The organism is Hymenobacter jeollabukensis, assembly GCF_005771675.1.
Classification (GTDB): domain Bacteria; phylum Bacteroidota; class Bacteroidia; order Cytophagales; family Hymenobacteraceae; genus Solirubrum; species Solirubrum jeollabukense.
Map to the genome: position 1 here is coordinate 351,969 of NZ_VAJM01000003.1, position 15,387 is coordinate 367,355.

Annotated in this window: 14 protein-coding genes; 10 read left to right on the plus strand and 4 right to left on the minus strand. The window is 65.9% G+C overall.

Annotated features, from left to right (window positions below; translation table 11 throughout):
- The first annotated feature begins 10 nt into the window (after positions 1–10).
- The 8 genes from FDY95_RS08960 to FDY95_RS08995 all read left to right on the plus strand — a co-directional run bounded on the left by FDY95_RS08960 (position 11) and on the right by FDY95_RS08995 (position 7,727).
- Positions 11–943, plus strand: a complete 933-nt coding sequence (locus FDY95_RS08960) for a phosphoribosylformylglycinamidine synthase subunit PurQ (RefSeq protein WP_212744876.1) — start codon at positions 11–13, stop codon at positions 941–943.
- Between the two features lie 18 nt (positions 944–961).
- Complete coding sequence (locus tag FDY95_RS08965; protein ID WP_138076910.1) at positions 962–1,909, plus strand: phosphoribosylaminoimidazolesuccinocarboxamide synthase; 948 nt, start codon at positions 962–964, stop codon at positions 1,907–1,909.
- Positions 1,906–2,268 (plus strand): hypothetical protein, encoded by a 363-nt coding sequence (locus FDY95_RS08970; RefSeq protein WP_138076912.1) that lies wholly within the window; start codon positions 1,906–1,908, stop codon positions 2,266–2,268. The genes FDY95_RS08965 and FDY95_RS08970 overlap by 4 nt, the downstream gene beginning before the upstream one ends.
- Positions 2,265–2,744, plus strand: coding sequence for a GNAT family N-acetyltransferase (locus FDY95_RS08975; protein ID WP_138076914.1), 480 nt, complete (start codon positions 2,265–2,267; stop codon positions 2,742–2,744). The genes FDY95_RS08970 and FDY95_RS08975 overlap by 4 nt, the downstream gene beginning before the upstream one ends.
- 13 nt (positions 2,745–2,757) lie before the next feature.
- Positions 2,758–4,056, plus strand: a complete 1,299-nt coding sequence (gene purD / locus FDY95_RS08980; protein WP_212744877.1) for a phosphoribosylamine--glycine ligase — start codon at positions 2,758–2,760, stop codon at positions 4,054–4,056.
- Positions 4,057–4,058: 2 nt separating this feature from the next.
- Entirely contained in the window at positions 4,059–4,778 is a 720-nt protein-coding gene (purN, locus tag FDY95_RS08985; RefSeq protein WP_138077339.1) for a phosphoribosylglycinamide formyltransferase, read from the plus strand.
- A gap of 78 nt (positions 4,779–4,856) precedes the next feature.
- Positions 4,857–6,359, plus strand: a complete 1,503-nt coding sequence (gene purF / locus FDY95_RS08990) for an amidophosphoribosyltransferase (protein ID WP_138076918.1) — start codon at positions 4,857–4,859, stop codon at positions 6,357–6,359.
- A 267-nt stretch (positions 6,360–6,626) separates the two neighbouring features.
- Positions 6,627–7,727, plus strand: coding sequence for an AIR synthase-related protein (locus FDY95_RS08995; RefSeq protein ID WP_138076920.1), 1,101 nt, complete (start codon positions 6,627–6,629; stop codon positions 7,725–7,727).
- A gap of 292 nt (positions 7,728–8,019) precedes the next feature.
- Here FDY95_RS08995 and FDY95_RS09000 read toward each other — a convergent pair whose 3' ends face one another.
- Entirely contained in the window at positions 8,020–8,553 is a 534-nt protein-coding gene (locus tag FDY95_RS09000) for a cupin domain-containing protein (protein ID WP_138076922.1), read from the minus strand.
- 75 nt (positions 8,554–8,628) lie between these two features.
- Between FDY95_RS09000 and FDY95_RS09005 the strand changes: the two genes are divergently transcribed.
- The gene (locus FDY95_RS09005; RefSeq protein ID WP_138076924.1) at positions 8,629–9,045 is read left to right on the plus strand and encodes a MarR family winged helix-turn-helix transcriptional regulator; all 417 of its coding nucleotides are present in this window, start codon (positions 8,629–8,631) and stop codon (positions 9,043–9,045) included.
- A 180-nt stretch (positions 9,046–9,225) separates the two neighbouring features.
- Here the strand turns inward: FDY95_RS09005 and FDY95_RS09010 are convergent, their stop codons facing one another.
- Positions 9,226–10,710 carry a nicotinate phosphoribosyltransferase gene (locus tag FDY95_RS09010; protein WP_138076926.1) on the minus strand — a complete coding sequence of 495 codons (1,485 nt, stop codon included), beginning with the start codon at positions 10,708–10,710 and terminating at the stop codon, positions 9,226–9,228.
- 217 nt (positions 10,711–10,927) lie between these two features.
- Between FDY95_RS09010 and FDY95_RS09015 the strand changes: the two genes are divergently transcribed.
- Positions 10,928–12,325 (plus strand): M20/M25/M40 family metallo-hydrolase, encoded by a 1,398-nt coding sequence (locus FDY95_RS09015; protein WP_138076928.1) that lies wholly within the window; start codon positions 10,928–10,930, stop codon positions 12,323–12,325.
- A 195-nt stretch (positions 12,326–12,520) separates the two neighbouring features.
- Here the strand turns inward: FDY95_RS09015 and FDY95_RS09020 are convergent, their stop codons facing one another.
- Entirely contained in the window at positions 12,521–12,727 is a 207-nt protein-coding gene (locus tag FDY95_RS09020; RefSeq protein ID WP_138076930.1) for a hypothetical protein, read from the minus strand.
- A 2-nt stretch (positions 12,728–12,729) separates the two neighbouring features.
- Positions 12,730–15,315: a DUF4132 domain-containing protein gene (locus tag FDY95_RS09025; RefSeq protein ID WP_171025601.1), complete on the minus strand. Its 2,586-nt coding sequence runs from the start codon at positions 15,313–15,315 to the stop codon at positions 12,730–12,732.
- Between the last annotated feature and the right edge of the window lie 72 nt (positions 15,316–15,387).

Sequence of the window (15,387 nt, forward strand, 5' to 3'; positions counted from 1 at the left end):
GGTGGAGACGATGAGCAATCAAGCAGAAAACCTGACGACGCAGATGGTTTCGGGCCAAGAACCAAAAACCAATAACGAAAAACCAGTCCACGCCCTGGTCCTGACCGGCTTCGGCATCAACTGCGAAGAGGAGCTGGCCGCCGCTTACCGGCTGGCGGGCGGCGTGGCTACCATCGTGCACTTTAATGAAGTGCTCAGCGGGCAGACCAGCATCCACGACTACGACGTGCTCAACTTCCCCGGGGGCTTCTCCTTCGGCGACGATTTGGGCTCGGGCGTGGTCATGGCCAACAAGGTGCGCTTCCGCAAGCTGCCCTCGGGCCGCACGCTGCTGGAGGAAATCGGTGCCTTCATCCAGGCCGGCGGCTACGTGGTGGGCATCTGCAACGGCTTCCAGATGCTGGTGAAAATGGGTCTGCTGCCCGATTTCGCCGGCCAGCAGGAGCGCGAAGTGACGCTGACCCACAACGCCTCGGGCCGCTATGAGGACCGGTGGGTACGCCTGGCGGTGAACCCCAACAACCGTTCCCCCTTCCTGAAAGGTCTGACCTCGCTGGAAGTGCCCGTGCGCCACGGCGAAGGCCGCCTGGTCATCCGCGACGAGGCCATCCGCAGCCGCATCCTGGCCGAAGGGCTGAACTGCCTGACCTACTGCGACAGCACCGGCTGCGAAACCGCCGAGTACCCGCTGAACCCCAACGGCGCCGAGCTGAACTGCGCCGGCCTCACCGACACCACCGGCCACGTCTTCGGCCTGATGCCGCACCCTGAGGCCTTCCTCTCGCTCTACAACCACCCCGACTGGGCCCGGCGCAAGCGCCTCGACCCCGCCGCGTCGGAGGAAGGCGACGGGCTGAAGCTGTTCCGCAACATCGTGGAGCACATCCGCCAGACGCGCGCCACGCAGCCCACCGAAGCTGCTGCCAACCAAGTTTCTCTCTAGCCGCCCCCGACGCTTCGCATGAACACGCTCCCGCAATTCAACACGCCCCAGCTGGAACTGCTGCACCGCGGCAAAGTCCGCGACTCGTACCGTGTGCCCTCGGGCGAGCGGCTCATCGTCGTGACGGACCGCCTCTCGGCCTTCGACTCGGTGCTGGAAACCGCCATTCCCTACAAAGGCGCCGTGCTCAACGGCCTGGCCGATTTCTGGTTCGAGAAGACCCGCGACATCGTGCCCAACCACGTTATCCGCGTGGTCGACCCGAACGCCATGCTGGTGAAAGAGGCCGAGCCGATTCGGGTGGAAATGGTGGTGCGCGGCTACCTCACCGGCTCCATGCTGCGCGGCTACCTCCAGGGCCAGCGCACCTTTTCGGGCGTCTCGGTGCCCGACGGGCTGACCAAGCACCAGCGCTTCCCCGAGCCCCTCGTGACGCCGACTACCAAGGAGGAATCCGACCGCGAAATCACGCCGGAAAACCTCGTTTCCGAAGGCTGGGTGTCGGCCGAGCTGTACGAGCGGATGCGCGTCGTGGCGCTGCAGCTGTTCAACTTCGCTTCGGCGTGGATGGCCGAGCGCGGCATCATCCTGGTCGACACCAAGTATGAGTTCGGCCTGCTGAACGGGGAGCTGATTCTCATCGACGAAATCCACACGCCGGACTCCTCGCGCTTCTGGGACGCGGCCGACTACGCCGCCAACCCCGAAGGCGCCGCCCAGATGGATAAGGAGTACATCCGCCAGTGGTTGATTGCCCACAAAGTCGACGGCAAGTACCCCACGGCCCTCACGCCGGAAGTAACCGCCGAAGCGGCTCGCCGCTACCTCGACATCTACCAGCGCATCACCGGCCAGCCCCTGGCCGGCGCCGCCGATGCCGACGTGAACGTGCCCGCCCGCCTGGTGCAGAACCTGGTGAAGGAAGGCTTCATGCAGGACGCGCCGGTGGAGCAGCTGAACGGATGAATCTGGAAGCGGTAGGCCAGCAATACGCGCTCAACGACGGTGAAATTCGCGCCGTCGAGCTGAGCTTGCGCTATGGTGAGCCTACTGCTTCTAAAGGTTCTGTACAGCTGCGAGTACGCAAGCAAGTTGCGCCGAACAAGTACGAAAGCTGTCTGCTGACACTGGAGCTGAGCGGCGTGACGAAGGTGCTGCTAGATGAAGATTTTACCGCCGGCGTCTACTACTCGGACATCGTTTTGACGAAGCTTGAAAACGGTCTGTACTACCTTTCACTTGACCCATTCGGCAACTCTGGCAAGCCGCACGAACAAGACAATCTGATTCTGGTAGCCCAAAGCCTGATCATTCACGAAGCATGACCTGCCCGCTGCACTTAGTCGCCTCGCACCCCGCCGCTCCGCAGGCCCGGCCGCTGCTCGATGAGCTGTCGGCCCAGCTTGGCGCGCGTTTCGGCGGCGACGGGCGCGACTCGTTTCAGGACTGGGCCGACGACGCGCGGCATATCTTTCTGCTGGCGCAGCGCGGCGACGAAATCGTAGGCTGCGGGGCCGTACGGCCGATTACTGATTCGGTAGGGGAGGTGAAACGCATGTACGCCAGGCACCCCGGTCAGGGCATCGGCCGGGCGGTGCTGGCCGGGCTGGAGGCTTCGGCGCAGGCGGTTGGCTACGCTGAGCTGTGGCTGGAAACCCGGGTGGCCAACGCCGAAGCCTGCCATTTCTACCAGCAGCAGGGCTACCAGCGCATCGACAACTACGGCCGCTACGTCGGCCGCGACAATGCCGCCTGCTTCGGCAAGCAACTTGGCCCGGTGCCGGCCACTTTTCCCAACTAGCACCCTTCGACCCTTGGCAACTCCCACTACCAATATCGTCCTTCTCGGCAGCGGCGCCCGCGAACATGCCCTGGCCTGGAAAATGACCCAGGACGGCGCCCGCGTACACGTGCTGCCCGGCGGCGCCGGCATCCCCGGCTCGGTACCCGCCGTCAGCGCCACCGACTTTCCGGCCATCCAGCAGTTCTGCGAGCAGCAGCAGGTGAAGCTCATCGTGGTGGGCCCCGAAGCCCCGCTAGCCGCTGGCGTGGCCGACTACTTCGAGGGTTCCGACATCCGCGTGTTCGGGCCGCGCAAAGCCGCTGCCGTGCTGGAAAGCTCCAAGGTGTGGTCGAAGGACTTCATGCGCCGCCACGGCGTGGCCACTGGCCGGGCCTGGACGTTCCGCTCCGACCAGCTGGACCAGGCCCGCGCCGCCGCCGCCGAACTGCAGGGCCACGCCGTGCTGAAATACGACGGCCTGGCCGCCGGCAAGGGCGTGTGGGTGTGTTCGTCGGAAGCCGAGTTTGAAACGGCCCTGACGGAAATGCAAACCCTGGCTCCGGCCGGCCATCAGTGGTACTCCTTCCTGGTCGAAGAAAAGCTCATCGGCCCCGAAATCAGCATCATCGGCCTGACCGACGGCAACACCATGCGCCTGCTCAGCCCCTCGCAGGACCATAAGCAGCTGCTGGCCGGCGACCTGGGGCCCAACACCGGCGGCATGGGCGCCTACTGCCCCGTTCCCTTCGCCGACGACAACGTGCTGGCCCTGGTGCGCGAAGTCATCATCGAGCCGACCTTGCGCGGGCTGCGCACCGAAGGGCTGCCGTTCATGGGCTTCCTCTACTTCGGCATCATGCTCACGCCCAGCGGCCCGAAGCTGCTGGAATACAACGTGCGCCTCGGCGACCCGGAAGCCCAGGTACTGCTGGCCTCGCTGAGCAGCAGCCTGGTCGACCTCGTCACCGCCGCCCTCGACGGCCGCCTGGCCGAAGTGGGCCTGCGGCAGAAACCCGGCTCCTTCGTGGGCGTGGTGCTGGCCTCCGGCGGCTACCCCGCCGCGCAGTTCCCGACGGGCTTTGCCATCGACGGCATCGACGCCGTGACGCCCGCCACGCTGGTCTTCCAGGGCGGTACTAAGCGTAACGAGGCCGGTCAGCTGGTGACCAGCGGCGGCCGGGTGCTGACGGTGGTAGCCGGTGGCCCCGACCTGGAAGTAGCCGTGGAGCGGGCCTACGCCGAAGTCAAAAAGGTGACGTTCCAGGACGCCTACTACCGCCCCGACATCGGCCAGCGCCCCACGCCGGAGCTGGCCGGTCAAGCCCAGTAATGATGACGGAAGCAGCCCAGCGCGAATCATTGAACAATGGAGGAACCACGTCTGCACCGACTGGCTCCCCCTCTCCTTTTTCGGAGAGGGGGCCGGGGGGTGAGGCGAAACGCCTCGCCATCCTGCTCTCCGGTCGCGGCTCCAACATGCTAGCCCTGGCCCGTGAAGTGCGCGAAGGCGTGCTGCAAGGCCTGGCCGAAGTAGCCGTGGTGTTCAGCAACATTCCCGAAGCCGCCGGCCTGCACAGCGCCGCCGAGCTGGGCTACGCCACCGCCAGCATCGACTCGCGGGGCCGGAAGCGCGCCGAGTTTGACGCCGAAGTGGTGACGAAGCTGCAGCAGTTTCAGCCCGATTACGTGGTGCTGGCCGGCTATATGCGCATTTTGTCGCCCGCGTTCATCCGGGCGTTTGCGGGCCGGATCATCAACATTCACCCGGCCGACACCCACCAGCACCAGGGTCTGCACGCCTACGACTGGGCCTGGGAAAACCGCCTGCCCGAAACGAAAATCACCGTCCACCTCGTTGACGAGGGCCTGGACACTGGCCCCGTGCTGGCCCAGGCCCCCGTCGACCTGCGCGGCGCCGATTCGCTCCAGGAAGTGGAGCGCCGGGGCCTGGCCGTGGAGCACCGCTTCTACGCCGACACCCTGGCCCGCCTCATCCGGGGCGAACTGCCCGCCAAAACACCTGCCCCCGCCGCTGCCACTTCCCAAGCGTAGCGCCACCGTTTTTCCTCTCAAGCCCCACCCCAGCTTCGTCGGCCTGACAACCGGCTCACTGACAACTGACAACTCGATATGTGCGGAATCGTTGGTTTTTTCGGCCCGGATGATGTCGTTGGCGACATCGTCGTCGGCCTTACCGCCCTGCAGCACCGTGGGCAGGACGCCGCCGGCATTGCCTCCTTCGACGGCAACTTTCACCTGCACAAGGGCAACGGGCTGATCAACGACGTGTTCAAGCCAAAGCACCTGAAGAAGCTGAAGGGCAACATCGGCATCGGCCACGCGCGCTACACCACCCAGGGCTCCGGCGACGCCGAGCTGGCCCAGCCCTTCACCACCAGCTACCCCTTCGGGCTGGCCATGGTGCACAACGGCAACGTCATCAACTTCCGCTCGGCCGCCAAGCGCCTGCACCAGAAGTACCACGTGCTGCCCAAGACCAGCAACGACCTGGAGCTGATCATGTACACCTTCGCCTCGGAGCTGCGCCTCAAGAACCTGGACGCGCTGTCGGTGGTGGACATTTTCGACGCCGTTGAGACAACCCAGGAGCTGGTGAAGGGCGCCTATGCCACCATCACCATTATTGCCGGCCACGGCCTGCTGGCCTTCAACGATCCGCACGGCATCCGCCCCCTGGTCATGGGCCGCCGCGACACGCCCGACGGGCCGGTTTTCGCCTTCGCTTCGGAGTCGACCTGCTTCGACTACCTGGAGTTCGATCTGGTGGAAAATATCGGCCCCGGTCAGGCGGTGTTTATCGACAAGGATTTCAAGGTGCACCACAAGAACCCGCAGGCCAAGCCCAAGGCCTTCTGCGTGTTCGAACACATCTACTTCGCCCGCGAAGACTCCGTCATTCACGGCCGGCTGGTGGCCCGGGAGCGGGTGCGCCTGGGCAAGATGCTGGCCCGCCGCGTGCGCGAAGCCGGCCTGGAGCCGGATATGGTTATCGACGTGCCTTCGTCGGGCTACTTCGCGGCTTCCGGGCTGGCCGAAGCCATCGGCGTGCCCTACCGCCGCGCGCTGGTCAAGAACAACCACATGGGCCGCTCGTTTATCGTGAGCAGCCAGGCGGGCCGGGAGGACGTGGTGAAGAAGAAGCTGAACCCCATCCGCGAGTTCGTGGCGGGCAAGAAGATTGCCGTGGTCGATGACAGCATCGTGCGCGGCACCACCTCGCGGCGCATCGTGCGCATCCTGCGCGAGGCGGGAGCTACGGAGGTGTACTTCATTTCCTCGGCGCCGCCCATCGTGTCGCCCTGCATCTACGGCATCGACATGGCCATGAGCACCGAGCTGATTGCGGCCAACTACACCGAGGAGGAAATCTGCCGCTACATCGAGGCCGACAAGGTGATTTACCAGTCGCTGGAAGACCTGCAGACGCTGTTCGGTGAGGACAAAGGCCACGGCGGCAGCTGCTTTGCCTGCTTCTCCGGCAAGTACCCGACGGGCGACGTGACCAAGTACCTGCGCCACATTCAGGAGGAGCGCACCAGCCACCGCAAGGAGGAAAAGGACAAATCCGCCACCTCTGTCAGCGCCAAAGCCCCGGCTCCGACCGAGCACTAATGCACGACCAAACTCCCCTCCTTTTTGAAGGAGGGGACGCGGTGGCTTTAGCCGCCGCTGGGGTGGTTCGGTCGTTGCTGACGTCAGATAGTAACCTCTGACTCCAGAACGAATCAGCGCCACCCGCAAACCGGAGTTCGGCTTAGCCCAGCATCAACCGTCAACGGCGGTCCAAACAACGTCAGCAACGACGCAACCACCCCAGCCAAGCCTGCGGCTTGGCGTCCCCTCCTTCAAAAAGGAGGGGAGTTTCGTTCAACTCCTCGCATGAGCAACCTCAAAGAAACCGCCGGCTACTCCATCGAAGAAGGCAACGCCGCCTCGCGCAACGCCTACAACTGGGCCAAGAAAACCTTCGGCACCCGCGCCGGCAAGCCCGGCGAACCGGCCCAGGACCTGGAAGGCGGCTTCTCCAACGAAATCCGCTTCGGCAATGAGCGCCTGGGCATCGGCTCCGACGGTATCGGCACCAAAATCGAAGTAGCCGAGCGCGTGGACCGCTACGACACGCTGGGCCACGACCTGATTGCCATGGTGGCCGACGATTTGGTGGTGGCCGGCTTCATCCCCACCAACCTGTCGAACATCATCGACGTGAACACCCTGAACTACGAAGTGGTGGACGAGCTGATGCGCGGCCTGTACGACGCGGCGCAGTTCAGCTCGATTGCCGTGACGGGCGGCGAAATTGCCGAGCTGGGCAACCGCATCGGCGGCTACCCCGGCGCCCGCATGAACTTCAACTGGTGCTCCACTGCCGTGGGCGTGCTGCACCCCAGCCTGGCCCGGCCGCTGAGCGGCGCCAACGTACGCGCCGGGCAGGCCGTGGTGGCGCTTCGCTCCCCGTCGTTCCGCTCCAACGGCTACTCCCTGGCCCGCCGCGTACTCACCAAAGCCTTCGGTGAGGAGTGGCACAAAGCGCCCTATACCGGCGCCGATGCTGATGTGATGGGTGCCACCTGGGGCGACGTAATGCTGGCCCCCTCGCTCATCTTCGCGCCCGGCGTCACGGCCATTCTGGATGCCGGCCTGCCCCTGCACGCGGCCGCGCACATCACCGGCGGCGGCGTGGCCGATAACTTCAAGCGCGTGCTGAAATCGGGCGTCGGGGCCGAGCTGGACAACCTCTTCGCGCCGCTGCCCGCCATGAGCCTGCTGGCCGAGCTGGGCGGCATCAGCCCCGCCGACGCCTACCTGTACTGGAACATGGGCAACGGCATGCTGCTCGTCACCGACGCCGACCAGGCCGAGGCCGTAGCCGCCGAACTGACCGCCAAGGGCTATGCTGCCCAGGTAGCCGGCCGCATCATCCCGGAGCCGACGATTACGCTGAAAGTGGGCGCGGGCGAGCTGCGCTACGACATCTAATTTTAGCTTCTTCTGGATGCCAAACGCCGTTGACTGCAGAGTCAGCGGCGTTTGACGTTCAGGCCAACAGGAAAGCGGCCAGCAGTCCGCCCGCCGCGGCCCAGCTCCAGAGCAGGTAGTTGGCAAGGCTGCGCTGACGTTCCAGCGACGAGGCAAGGAAGCTTGAACGGTATTTCATTGATAACGGCAGAAGAACGTTGGTAAGCGCGACGTTAAACGGTGGATACGCCGTCCACGAGGCGGCACCGATGCGCGCCCAGTCCGTTGCGTTGGATCCGGGCGCGCCCTGGTTTTAGTGCAGAATCAGGGCCGGCTGCGCGGCGGCGGGCGAGCTGCCGATGGGCGCGCCGGGCGGTAGCATCTGCACGCCGTAGTCGCCCAGGGTGCGCACGAATTCGGCAATGGCTTCCTGGGGCGGCGGGCCCTGGGGCAGCGGCAGGGCCTGGCCCTCGGGCGCCGGGGCGCTGTGGTCCCAGAACCACTGGTCGAGGCCGGCCGGGCTGATCCACATCAGCACCTGCGCCGACTCGCTGAGCACCTGGAAAGTGTGGGGTACGTCCTGGGGCAGATACACGTAGTCGCCGGCCCGGGCGTCCACGGTTTGCTCGCCGATGTGGTAGCGCACGTGGCCGCTCTGGATGAAGTAGGACTCATCTTCGCGGCTGTGGGTGTGCGCGGGCGGCTCGGCGCCGGGCTGCACCTGAATCTGCAGCAGCGCGAAGCGGCCCTGGGTCTGGCTGCCGCGGGCCAGGAAGTGGAACACGGCCCCCGGAATGGCGCGGGTATTCTCGGGGCTGGGGCTGGCGTGAAGCGTGGGGGTGTGCATGGTGTTGATTTATTTAGTACGTTTACCTGACGATAAAGGTCAGTAAAGCTGACTAAAAAGTCAAGTCACATCATCATGTCAGACCAAATAAATACCGGCGCCTACCTGCGCGAACTGCTGGACGCGCTGGCCGCCAACCTGCACGCGCAGCTGGCCGCCCACGGGCACCCGGAAATCCGTCCCTCCCACGGCTGGGTGTTCCAGTACATTGCCGATCAAGGGTCCCGCATCACCGAGCTGGCGGCCCGCGTGGGCATTACCAAGCAGTCGATGAGCGCCCTGGTGTACCAGCTGGAGGAGTGGGGCTACCTCACCCCGCAGCCCGACCCGGCCGACCGCCGCGCCCAGCTTTACTGCCTGACGGAAAAAGGTGCGGCGCTGCGGAAGCTGGGCCGCAGCATCAACCAGCAATTCGAGCAGCAGTGGGCCCGCAAGCTCGGCGAGGCCCAGTACCAGCAGTTTCGGGAGTACCTGCGGGTGCTGGCGCAGTAGCGGGCCGCCGCTTCCCTTGCGCCGACGGCTACGCTGAAAGTGGGCGCAGGCGAGCTGCGGTACGACATCTAGGTGGTGTAAGCACCCGAAACGAAGGGGCCGCTGACTATGCAGTCAGCGGCCCCTTTTGTCTTTGCGATAATAGCAGGGACGCTATTTTGCCTTGCTGTAAGAGCGCCGCTAGGCAGGCCGCTGCGGCCGGTGCTCCAGAATCAGCTGGGTGCGGAAGTCGTGCAGGCCTTTTTCCAGGCCCACCGGGTAAGTGTGCGGGTTCAGGAAGCGGCGGATACTCGGGTCGAGGCTGGTAACTTCCTGGCGGGCTTTCTGGCGGCTGTCGGCCAGGGCGGGCAGGTCTGCTACGCGTTTGCCCTGGCGGAACACCGGCTCCAGCAGCTCCCGAAACTCCGAGGACTGCACCGGGCGGCGGCGGGTGGCATCGAGCGGGTCGACGATGGTGAGCTGCTCGGGCAGGGGCTCGGCGGTGTTGTAGAGCATGTCGGCCACGGGCTTGCCCTGGTGGTAGAAGCGGCGTACCTGCAGGATACCGGGGATGCTGGTTTTGGCCAGTTGCTCCGAGAGCTTGATGGTGTAGTCCCAGCCCGAGCCGTCGGCTTTTTTCATGGCGGCCAGCTTGTAGACGCCGCCCAGGGCCGGCTGGTCGTAGGCCGTCACGAGCTTGGTGCCGATGCCCCAGGTGTCGATGCGGGCGCCTTCCAGCTTGAGGGCGGTGACGAGCTGCTCGTCCAGGTCGTTGCTGGCCACGATGCGGACTTTGGGGAAGCCGGCCTCATCGAGCAGCTTACGGGCCTGCACGCTGAGGTAAGTCAGGTCACCCGAATCGAGGCGGATGCCGCCCAGCTCGTGGCCCTGCTCGCGCAGGCGCTGGGCCACGCGGATGGCGTTGCGCACGCCCTGCAGCGTGTCGTAGGTGTCGACCAGGAACACCGAGTCGTCGGGGAAGGCGGCGGCGTACTTCTCGAAGGCTTCCTCTTCGCCTTCGAAGGCCATAACCCAGCTGTGGGCGTGGGTGCCCTTCACCGGAATGCCGAACTGCTGCCCGGCCAGCACGTTCGAGGTGCCATCGGCCCCGCCCAAATAGGCCGCGCGGCTGGCTGAGAGGCCGCCATCGAAACCCTGGGCGCGGCGCAGGCCGAACTCCAGAATCTGGTCGTTCGGGCCCACGGCTTCGCGGATGCGGGCGGCCTTGGTGGCAATCAGCGTCTGGAAGTTGACCAGCGTGAGCAGGGCCGTTTCCACCAGCTGAGCCTGCAGCAGCGGCCCCTGAATGCGCATCAGCGGCTCGTTGCCGAACACCACCGTGCCCTCGGCCACCGCGTCCACGTCGCAGGTGAAGCGCAGCTCGCGCAGGTAATCGAGGAAGCCCGGCTCGAACATCACGCCGCCCTTGCTGCCGCGCAGGCTGCCCAGGTAGGCAAGGTCGTCCTCCGAGAAGCGCAGGTTTTCCAGCCAATCCACCGCGTAGGCTAGGCCGGCGGCTACCGCGTAGCCGCCCTGGAACGGCGCCTTGCGGAAGTACAGGTGAAACACGGCTTCGCGGTCCTGCATGCCCTGGCGCCAGTAGCCGTAGGCCATCGTGAGCTGGTAGAGGTCGGTGAGCAGGGTAAGGGAGGGGCGGTAGAGGGCGGAGAGGGGCTGTGCGGTCATAGCGGCGTTTGGGTCAGCAACCGCGGAAAGGTACGGGAGTGAGCAGAATTCGGCCGGTTTCGCGGGACCTGAGCCGGGCGAGCCGGCGCCCGCAGCCCCGCGTACCCGGCACGTTGCTCACTCCGCCTGCGCCCGGATGGTGGTGCCGGCGGGGCGCCGCCAGGCTTCGCCCTGCGCCCCGTGCAACGCTCCGGGCGGCTTCCGCTACTTTGCGCCTATGAAACGACTCCTCCTGGGATTAATGCTGGCCAGCGCCGCGCACGCGGCCGTCGGGCAGAAAGCGGCCAAGCCCGCCAAAACCAAGATTGACGCCAAGCTGATCGAGCGCGTCGAGAAGACCCTGGCCGACGACAAGCTGCGCGGCCGGGCCTTGAACACCGGCGCCCCCGAAGCCGCGCAGTTTCTGGCCGGCGAGTTCCGGCGCATCGGTTTGCAGCCGATGAACGGGCTGACCTCGTTTCTGCAGGAGTTTCCGGCCTACGAAGTCAAGACCACCGGCGCCACGGCCTCGCTGAACGGCGCGCCCGTCGCCGCCGACCACCTGCTGGTAACCTCGGGGCAGGAGCAGGTGAGCTGGACGAGCGGGCAAGCCGGGGCCCCGGCGGCGAAGGTATCGGCCGCGGACCCGGTGACGTGGACGGCCGGTAGCGGCGACGCAGCTCCGAAAGTGCTGGTCCTCGGCGCTCAGGCCGATTTTCGCAAGGAAGTGCTGCCCCTGCTGCGCGCCCCCAAAGGCAACGTGCTGGTCGTGCTCGATCCGGCCCACGCCCAGTGGTTTCAGCGCCTGGCGGGGCAGTTCAGCCACAGCGCCTTCCGCGCCGAAAAGCCCGCTCCCTACACCACGGCCCTGATCCTGGCCTCGGGCCCGGTGGCCGACGGCAGCAGCTACCAGCTGACGGCCAGCAGCCGCATCCGCGAAATGAAAATTGCCAACGTGGTGGGCGTGCTGCCCGGCCGCGACAAGGCCAAAGCCGCCGAGCAGGTGGTCTTTTCGGCCCACTACGACCACATCGGCATCCTGCCCCCGGTGGCCGGCGACTCCATTGCCAACGGCGCCGACGACGACGCCTCCGGCACTGCGGCGGTGGTAGCCCTGGCCCAGCACTTCAAGAAAACCAAGCAGAACGCCCGCACGCTCATCTTCGTGGCCTTCACGGCCGAGGAAATCGGCGGCTTCGGCTCCCAGTACTTCAGCAAGCAGCTCGACGCGGCCAAGGTCACGGCTATGTTCAACATCGAGATGATCGGCAAGGTGTCGAAGTTCGGCCCCGGCTCGGCCTTTATCACCGGCTTCGACAAGTCCGACTTCGGCCCGATTCTGCAGCGCAACCTGCAGGGCAGCACGTTCAAGTTCGAGCCCGACCCCTACCCCGAGCAGCAACTGTTCTACCGTTCCGACAACGCCACCCTGGCCCGCCTGGGCGTGCCCGCCCACAGCATCAGCACCGACCAGATTCCGACCGACAAGCTCTACCACTCCGTCGACGACGAGGTGGAAACGCTGGACCTGAAGAACATGACCACGGTTATCGAGGCCATTGCCGTCAGTGCCCGGGGCATCGTGGCCGGCACCGATACGCCCACGCGCATCACGGACGCGGGGCAGCGGAAGTAGGGAGCGGCTGGAGGCTGGCGGAAGTCTTAGCCGCTTGCGGCGAGACTTCCAGCCACGAAAACGGGAGCAAGTCTCTGACTTGCGCGGAACCGCACCGTGCGGCCGACGCAAGTCAGAGACTTGCTCCCGTTTTTTGGCCTGCAGTCATCGGGGCTGAAGCCCCTGAAGACTGCGGCCAGCGCGCTGGCTGCGCTTTTATCGTTCTGCCTTTAGTGTCTGCTCGATGTCGGCGGCGGCCTGCTGGCACCAGCTTAGCAGCGCGGCCGGGTCGGAGCCGGTGGTTTCCACCGTGCGGCCGGCCGCGTCGACCAGCCGGGCGCGGTAGACGTTGTTGGATACTTCATCCAGAAACCAGCGCCAGCCGGGGCGGGCTACCTGGCCATTTTGCGGAACGGGCGCCATAATTAGCTATTAATCTGCCGGGTGATGGTTTCGTCGGTGATTTTATCGTCGTCGGCCAGCAGCAGGGCTTTGCTGAGGATGATGCTCAGGATGGCGTCGCCCTCGAAGGGGAGGAACACGTCGGTGCCGGCCGTTTGCTTGGGGCTGCGGTCGGGCACGATGCAGAGGTACTGGTCGTTGGGCTCCATCAGGATGTTGCCCGAGCCCATATGAATCTTGTAGGTGCGCAGCTTGCCCCGCACGACCAGAAACTTGTCCTGCACCTCGCTCACTTTGCCGATTTTCAGCCGCGGTACCAGGCGCTGCAGGGCCAGCTTACGGTTTTTGGCCACTTCGCTCAGCTCGCCGAACGAGTAGCTTTCCCAGTAGTTGCGATACTGCACCAGCCCGCCGCCGTCGCGCCAGAGCGGGTCGTTGCCGACAGAGGCCACGCCCACGAACAAATCCACGTCGCGCATGACTTCGGAGAAGACCAGTGGCGGAATGTCGGTCAGCGGCAGCGGCTCCTCGCCCTGCAGGCGGGTGAAGCGCAGCTGGTCGGTGCTGACGTAGTGCCAGATGCCGGTGTCGTTCCAGGCCCCGTCGGCGTTGACTTCGCTCACCCAGAACTCGGCCCGCAAATCGTGCGCCGGCAGGCTCAGCTGCGCCGCGTCCGACTCGTAGCCCTTGTCGTAAGCGCCCATGAGGCTGTAGCGCCAGCCGCGCAGCTTGGCCAGGGAGTTGAACTGGTGCTGCTTCAGCACGTGGGCGGCCATGCGGTTGGAGTAGGTGCGGGTGCGCTCCTCCGGCGGGGTGAGCAGGTACACCTCCCGGAACGCCTGCTTCAAGGGCTGCCGCAGCTCCCGGCGCTCCAGCAGCCCGCGCCAGGCCAGCACCTCGCCGGTGGGGGCCAGCACCGGATGCCAGAGCTGCACCTGGGCCTCGTCGGCGGGCGTGGCTACGGGCCGCTCCTGCGCGTCGTGCCAGGCGCCGTCGAGCCAGAGGGCGTCCTGGTGCGTGTCGTCGGCGTGGTAGAAGCGCCAGATCAGCCGCTCGGCCAGCTGGCTGACGAGGCCGTGTTCGAGGTAGTACTGGCGGAACCAGCGGTAGGGCATCCGGCGGCCTTCCACGAAGCTGCGGTCGAGCCGGTCGCGCTGGGTGGTGTAGGTCTGCTGGGCCTGGGTGTGGTCGGCTTTCAGCTCCTTCAGCTCCTCGGCGTGGCTTTGTTTCAGCGCCGCCGGGGCCGATTTCAGCGCCTTGTCGCCCTTGTGCCAGCTCACTTCGGCCTTGCCGTCGGTGAGCTGCAAGACCACGTGGTAGTCGCCGTAGTCGTAGTCGGCGCGGCCGTGGGTCAGCCCCGCCGTGGGCACGGCCATGTCCTCGATTTCGGCCGACGTGACGCCCAGCTTCTCCGCGCCCTTCTCGATGTAGCGGCCGATCAGCTCCTGGGTATTGGCCTGCCGCACTTTGGGGCGCAGGCGCGAAAGTTGGGCCACGCCCGGCAATCCGCCCTGCGAGAGGGCCAGCAGGCAGGCATTGCCCAGCCCTACGGCCAGCGGACCGCGGCCCGGAATCTTGCGGTAGCACTTCTCGGTGAGGGCGGCCAGGTGCAGCAGCACGGCCGTGTCGGCCAGCGGCCCGAGCGTCCAGGCCAGGGCCTTGCCCACGTTCAGGCTGGGCTCCTGCAGAAAGTCCCACGACGAGTAGGTGTAGGTGCTGGCGTCGTTGTAGGTGTGGGTGTGCTGCCGCTCCTCCACCGGCAGGGCGGCCAGCAGCTGCAGCCACTGGTCGGCCTGCCGGCGCACCGCCTCGGGGCCGATGGCCGTGACGGCCGCGTCGACCTCCTTCATATACTTGGCCGAGGGCTGGCCGCCGCTGGCTTTCTGCCAGATTTGCAGCAGCTGCAGCCAGGGCAGAGTGCGGGCATCGTCGGGAGCCAGACCGTCCACGAATTCGTTGAGCGCCTGACCCAGCGCGTCGCCGTCGGGAAAGCGCACGGTGGGCAGGGCGTTGTCACCTTCAGCGCCCAGCAGCTCCTGCAGCTTCACCCGGATCTTGACGGCCTGCCCGCTGCCGTAGCCGCTGGTCTGGTCTTCGGTAGCGGCCAGCACCTGGCTCAGGTAGGCGGTCAGCTGCTCGTCGGGGCCGTGCTTTTTCAGGTGCTTTTCCAGCTGGTTCAGTGTCAGCAGCACCGGCATGGTGCGCAGGGCGTCGCCGACGTCGCCCGGCTTCCTGAATTCCAGGCCGTAGAGCTGCAGCAGGCGCTGCCAGGCGGCGGGGCTCAGCTCCAGCGTGGAGCGCAGCAGCTGTTGCAGCAGGCCTTCGAGCAGGTAGCGGATCTGGTAATCCACCTGGCCGTAGTTGTCGCGGCAGAAGCGGATGGCCTCGGCGGCGGCCAGCGCCAGGCGGCCCTTGTAGGCGGCGTCCTGGTCCCGAATGCCCTGGGCGTAGGCCGGCACGTCGAGCAGCTTCATGTTGTAGTAGCTCATGCCGCGCTCCTCGATGTCGGTGAGCAGCTGGCTGAGCACGGGCTTCATTTCCCGGGCTTCGGGGCTGCCGCCGTTCAGGGCTTTTTCAAACTCGCGGGCTTTCTTCTGGGTAGCGGGCATAGGGGAGGGGTTGGGAGAAACATCGGCAAACAGCCGGGCTGCGGCGTCCTGCGCGCGTTGCCAGAGTTCAGT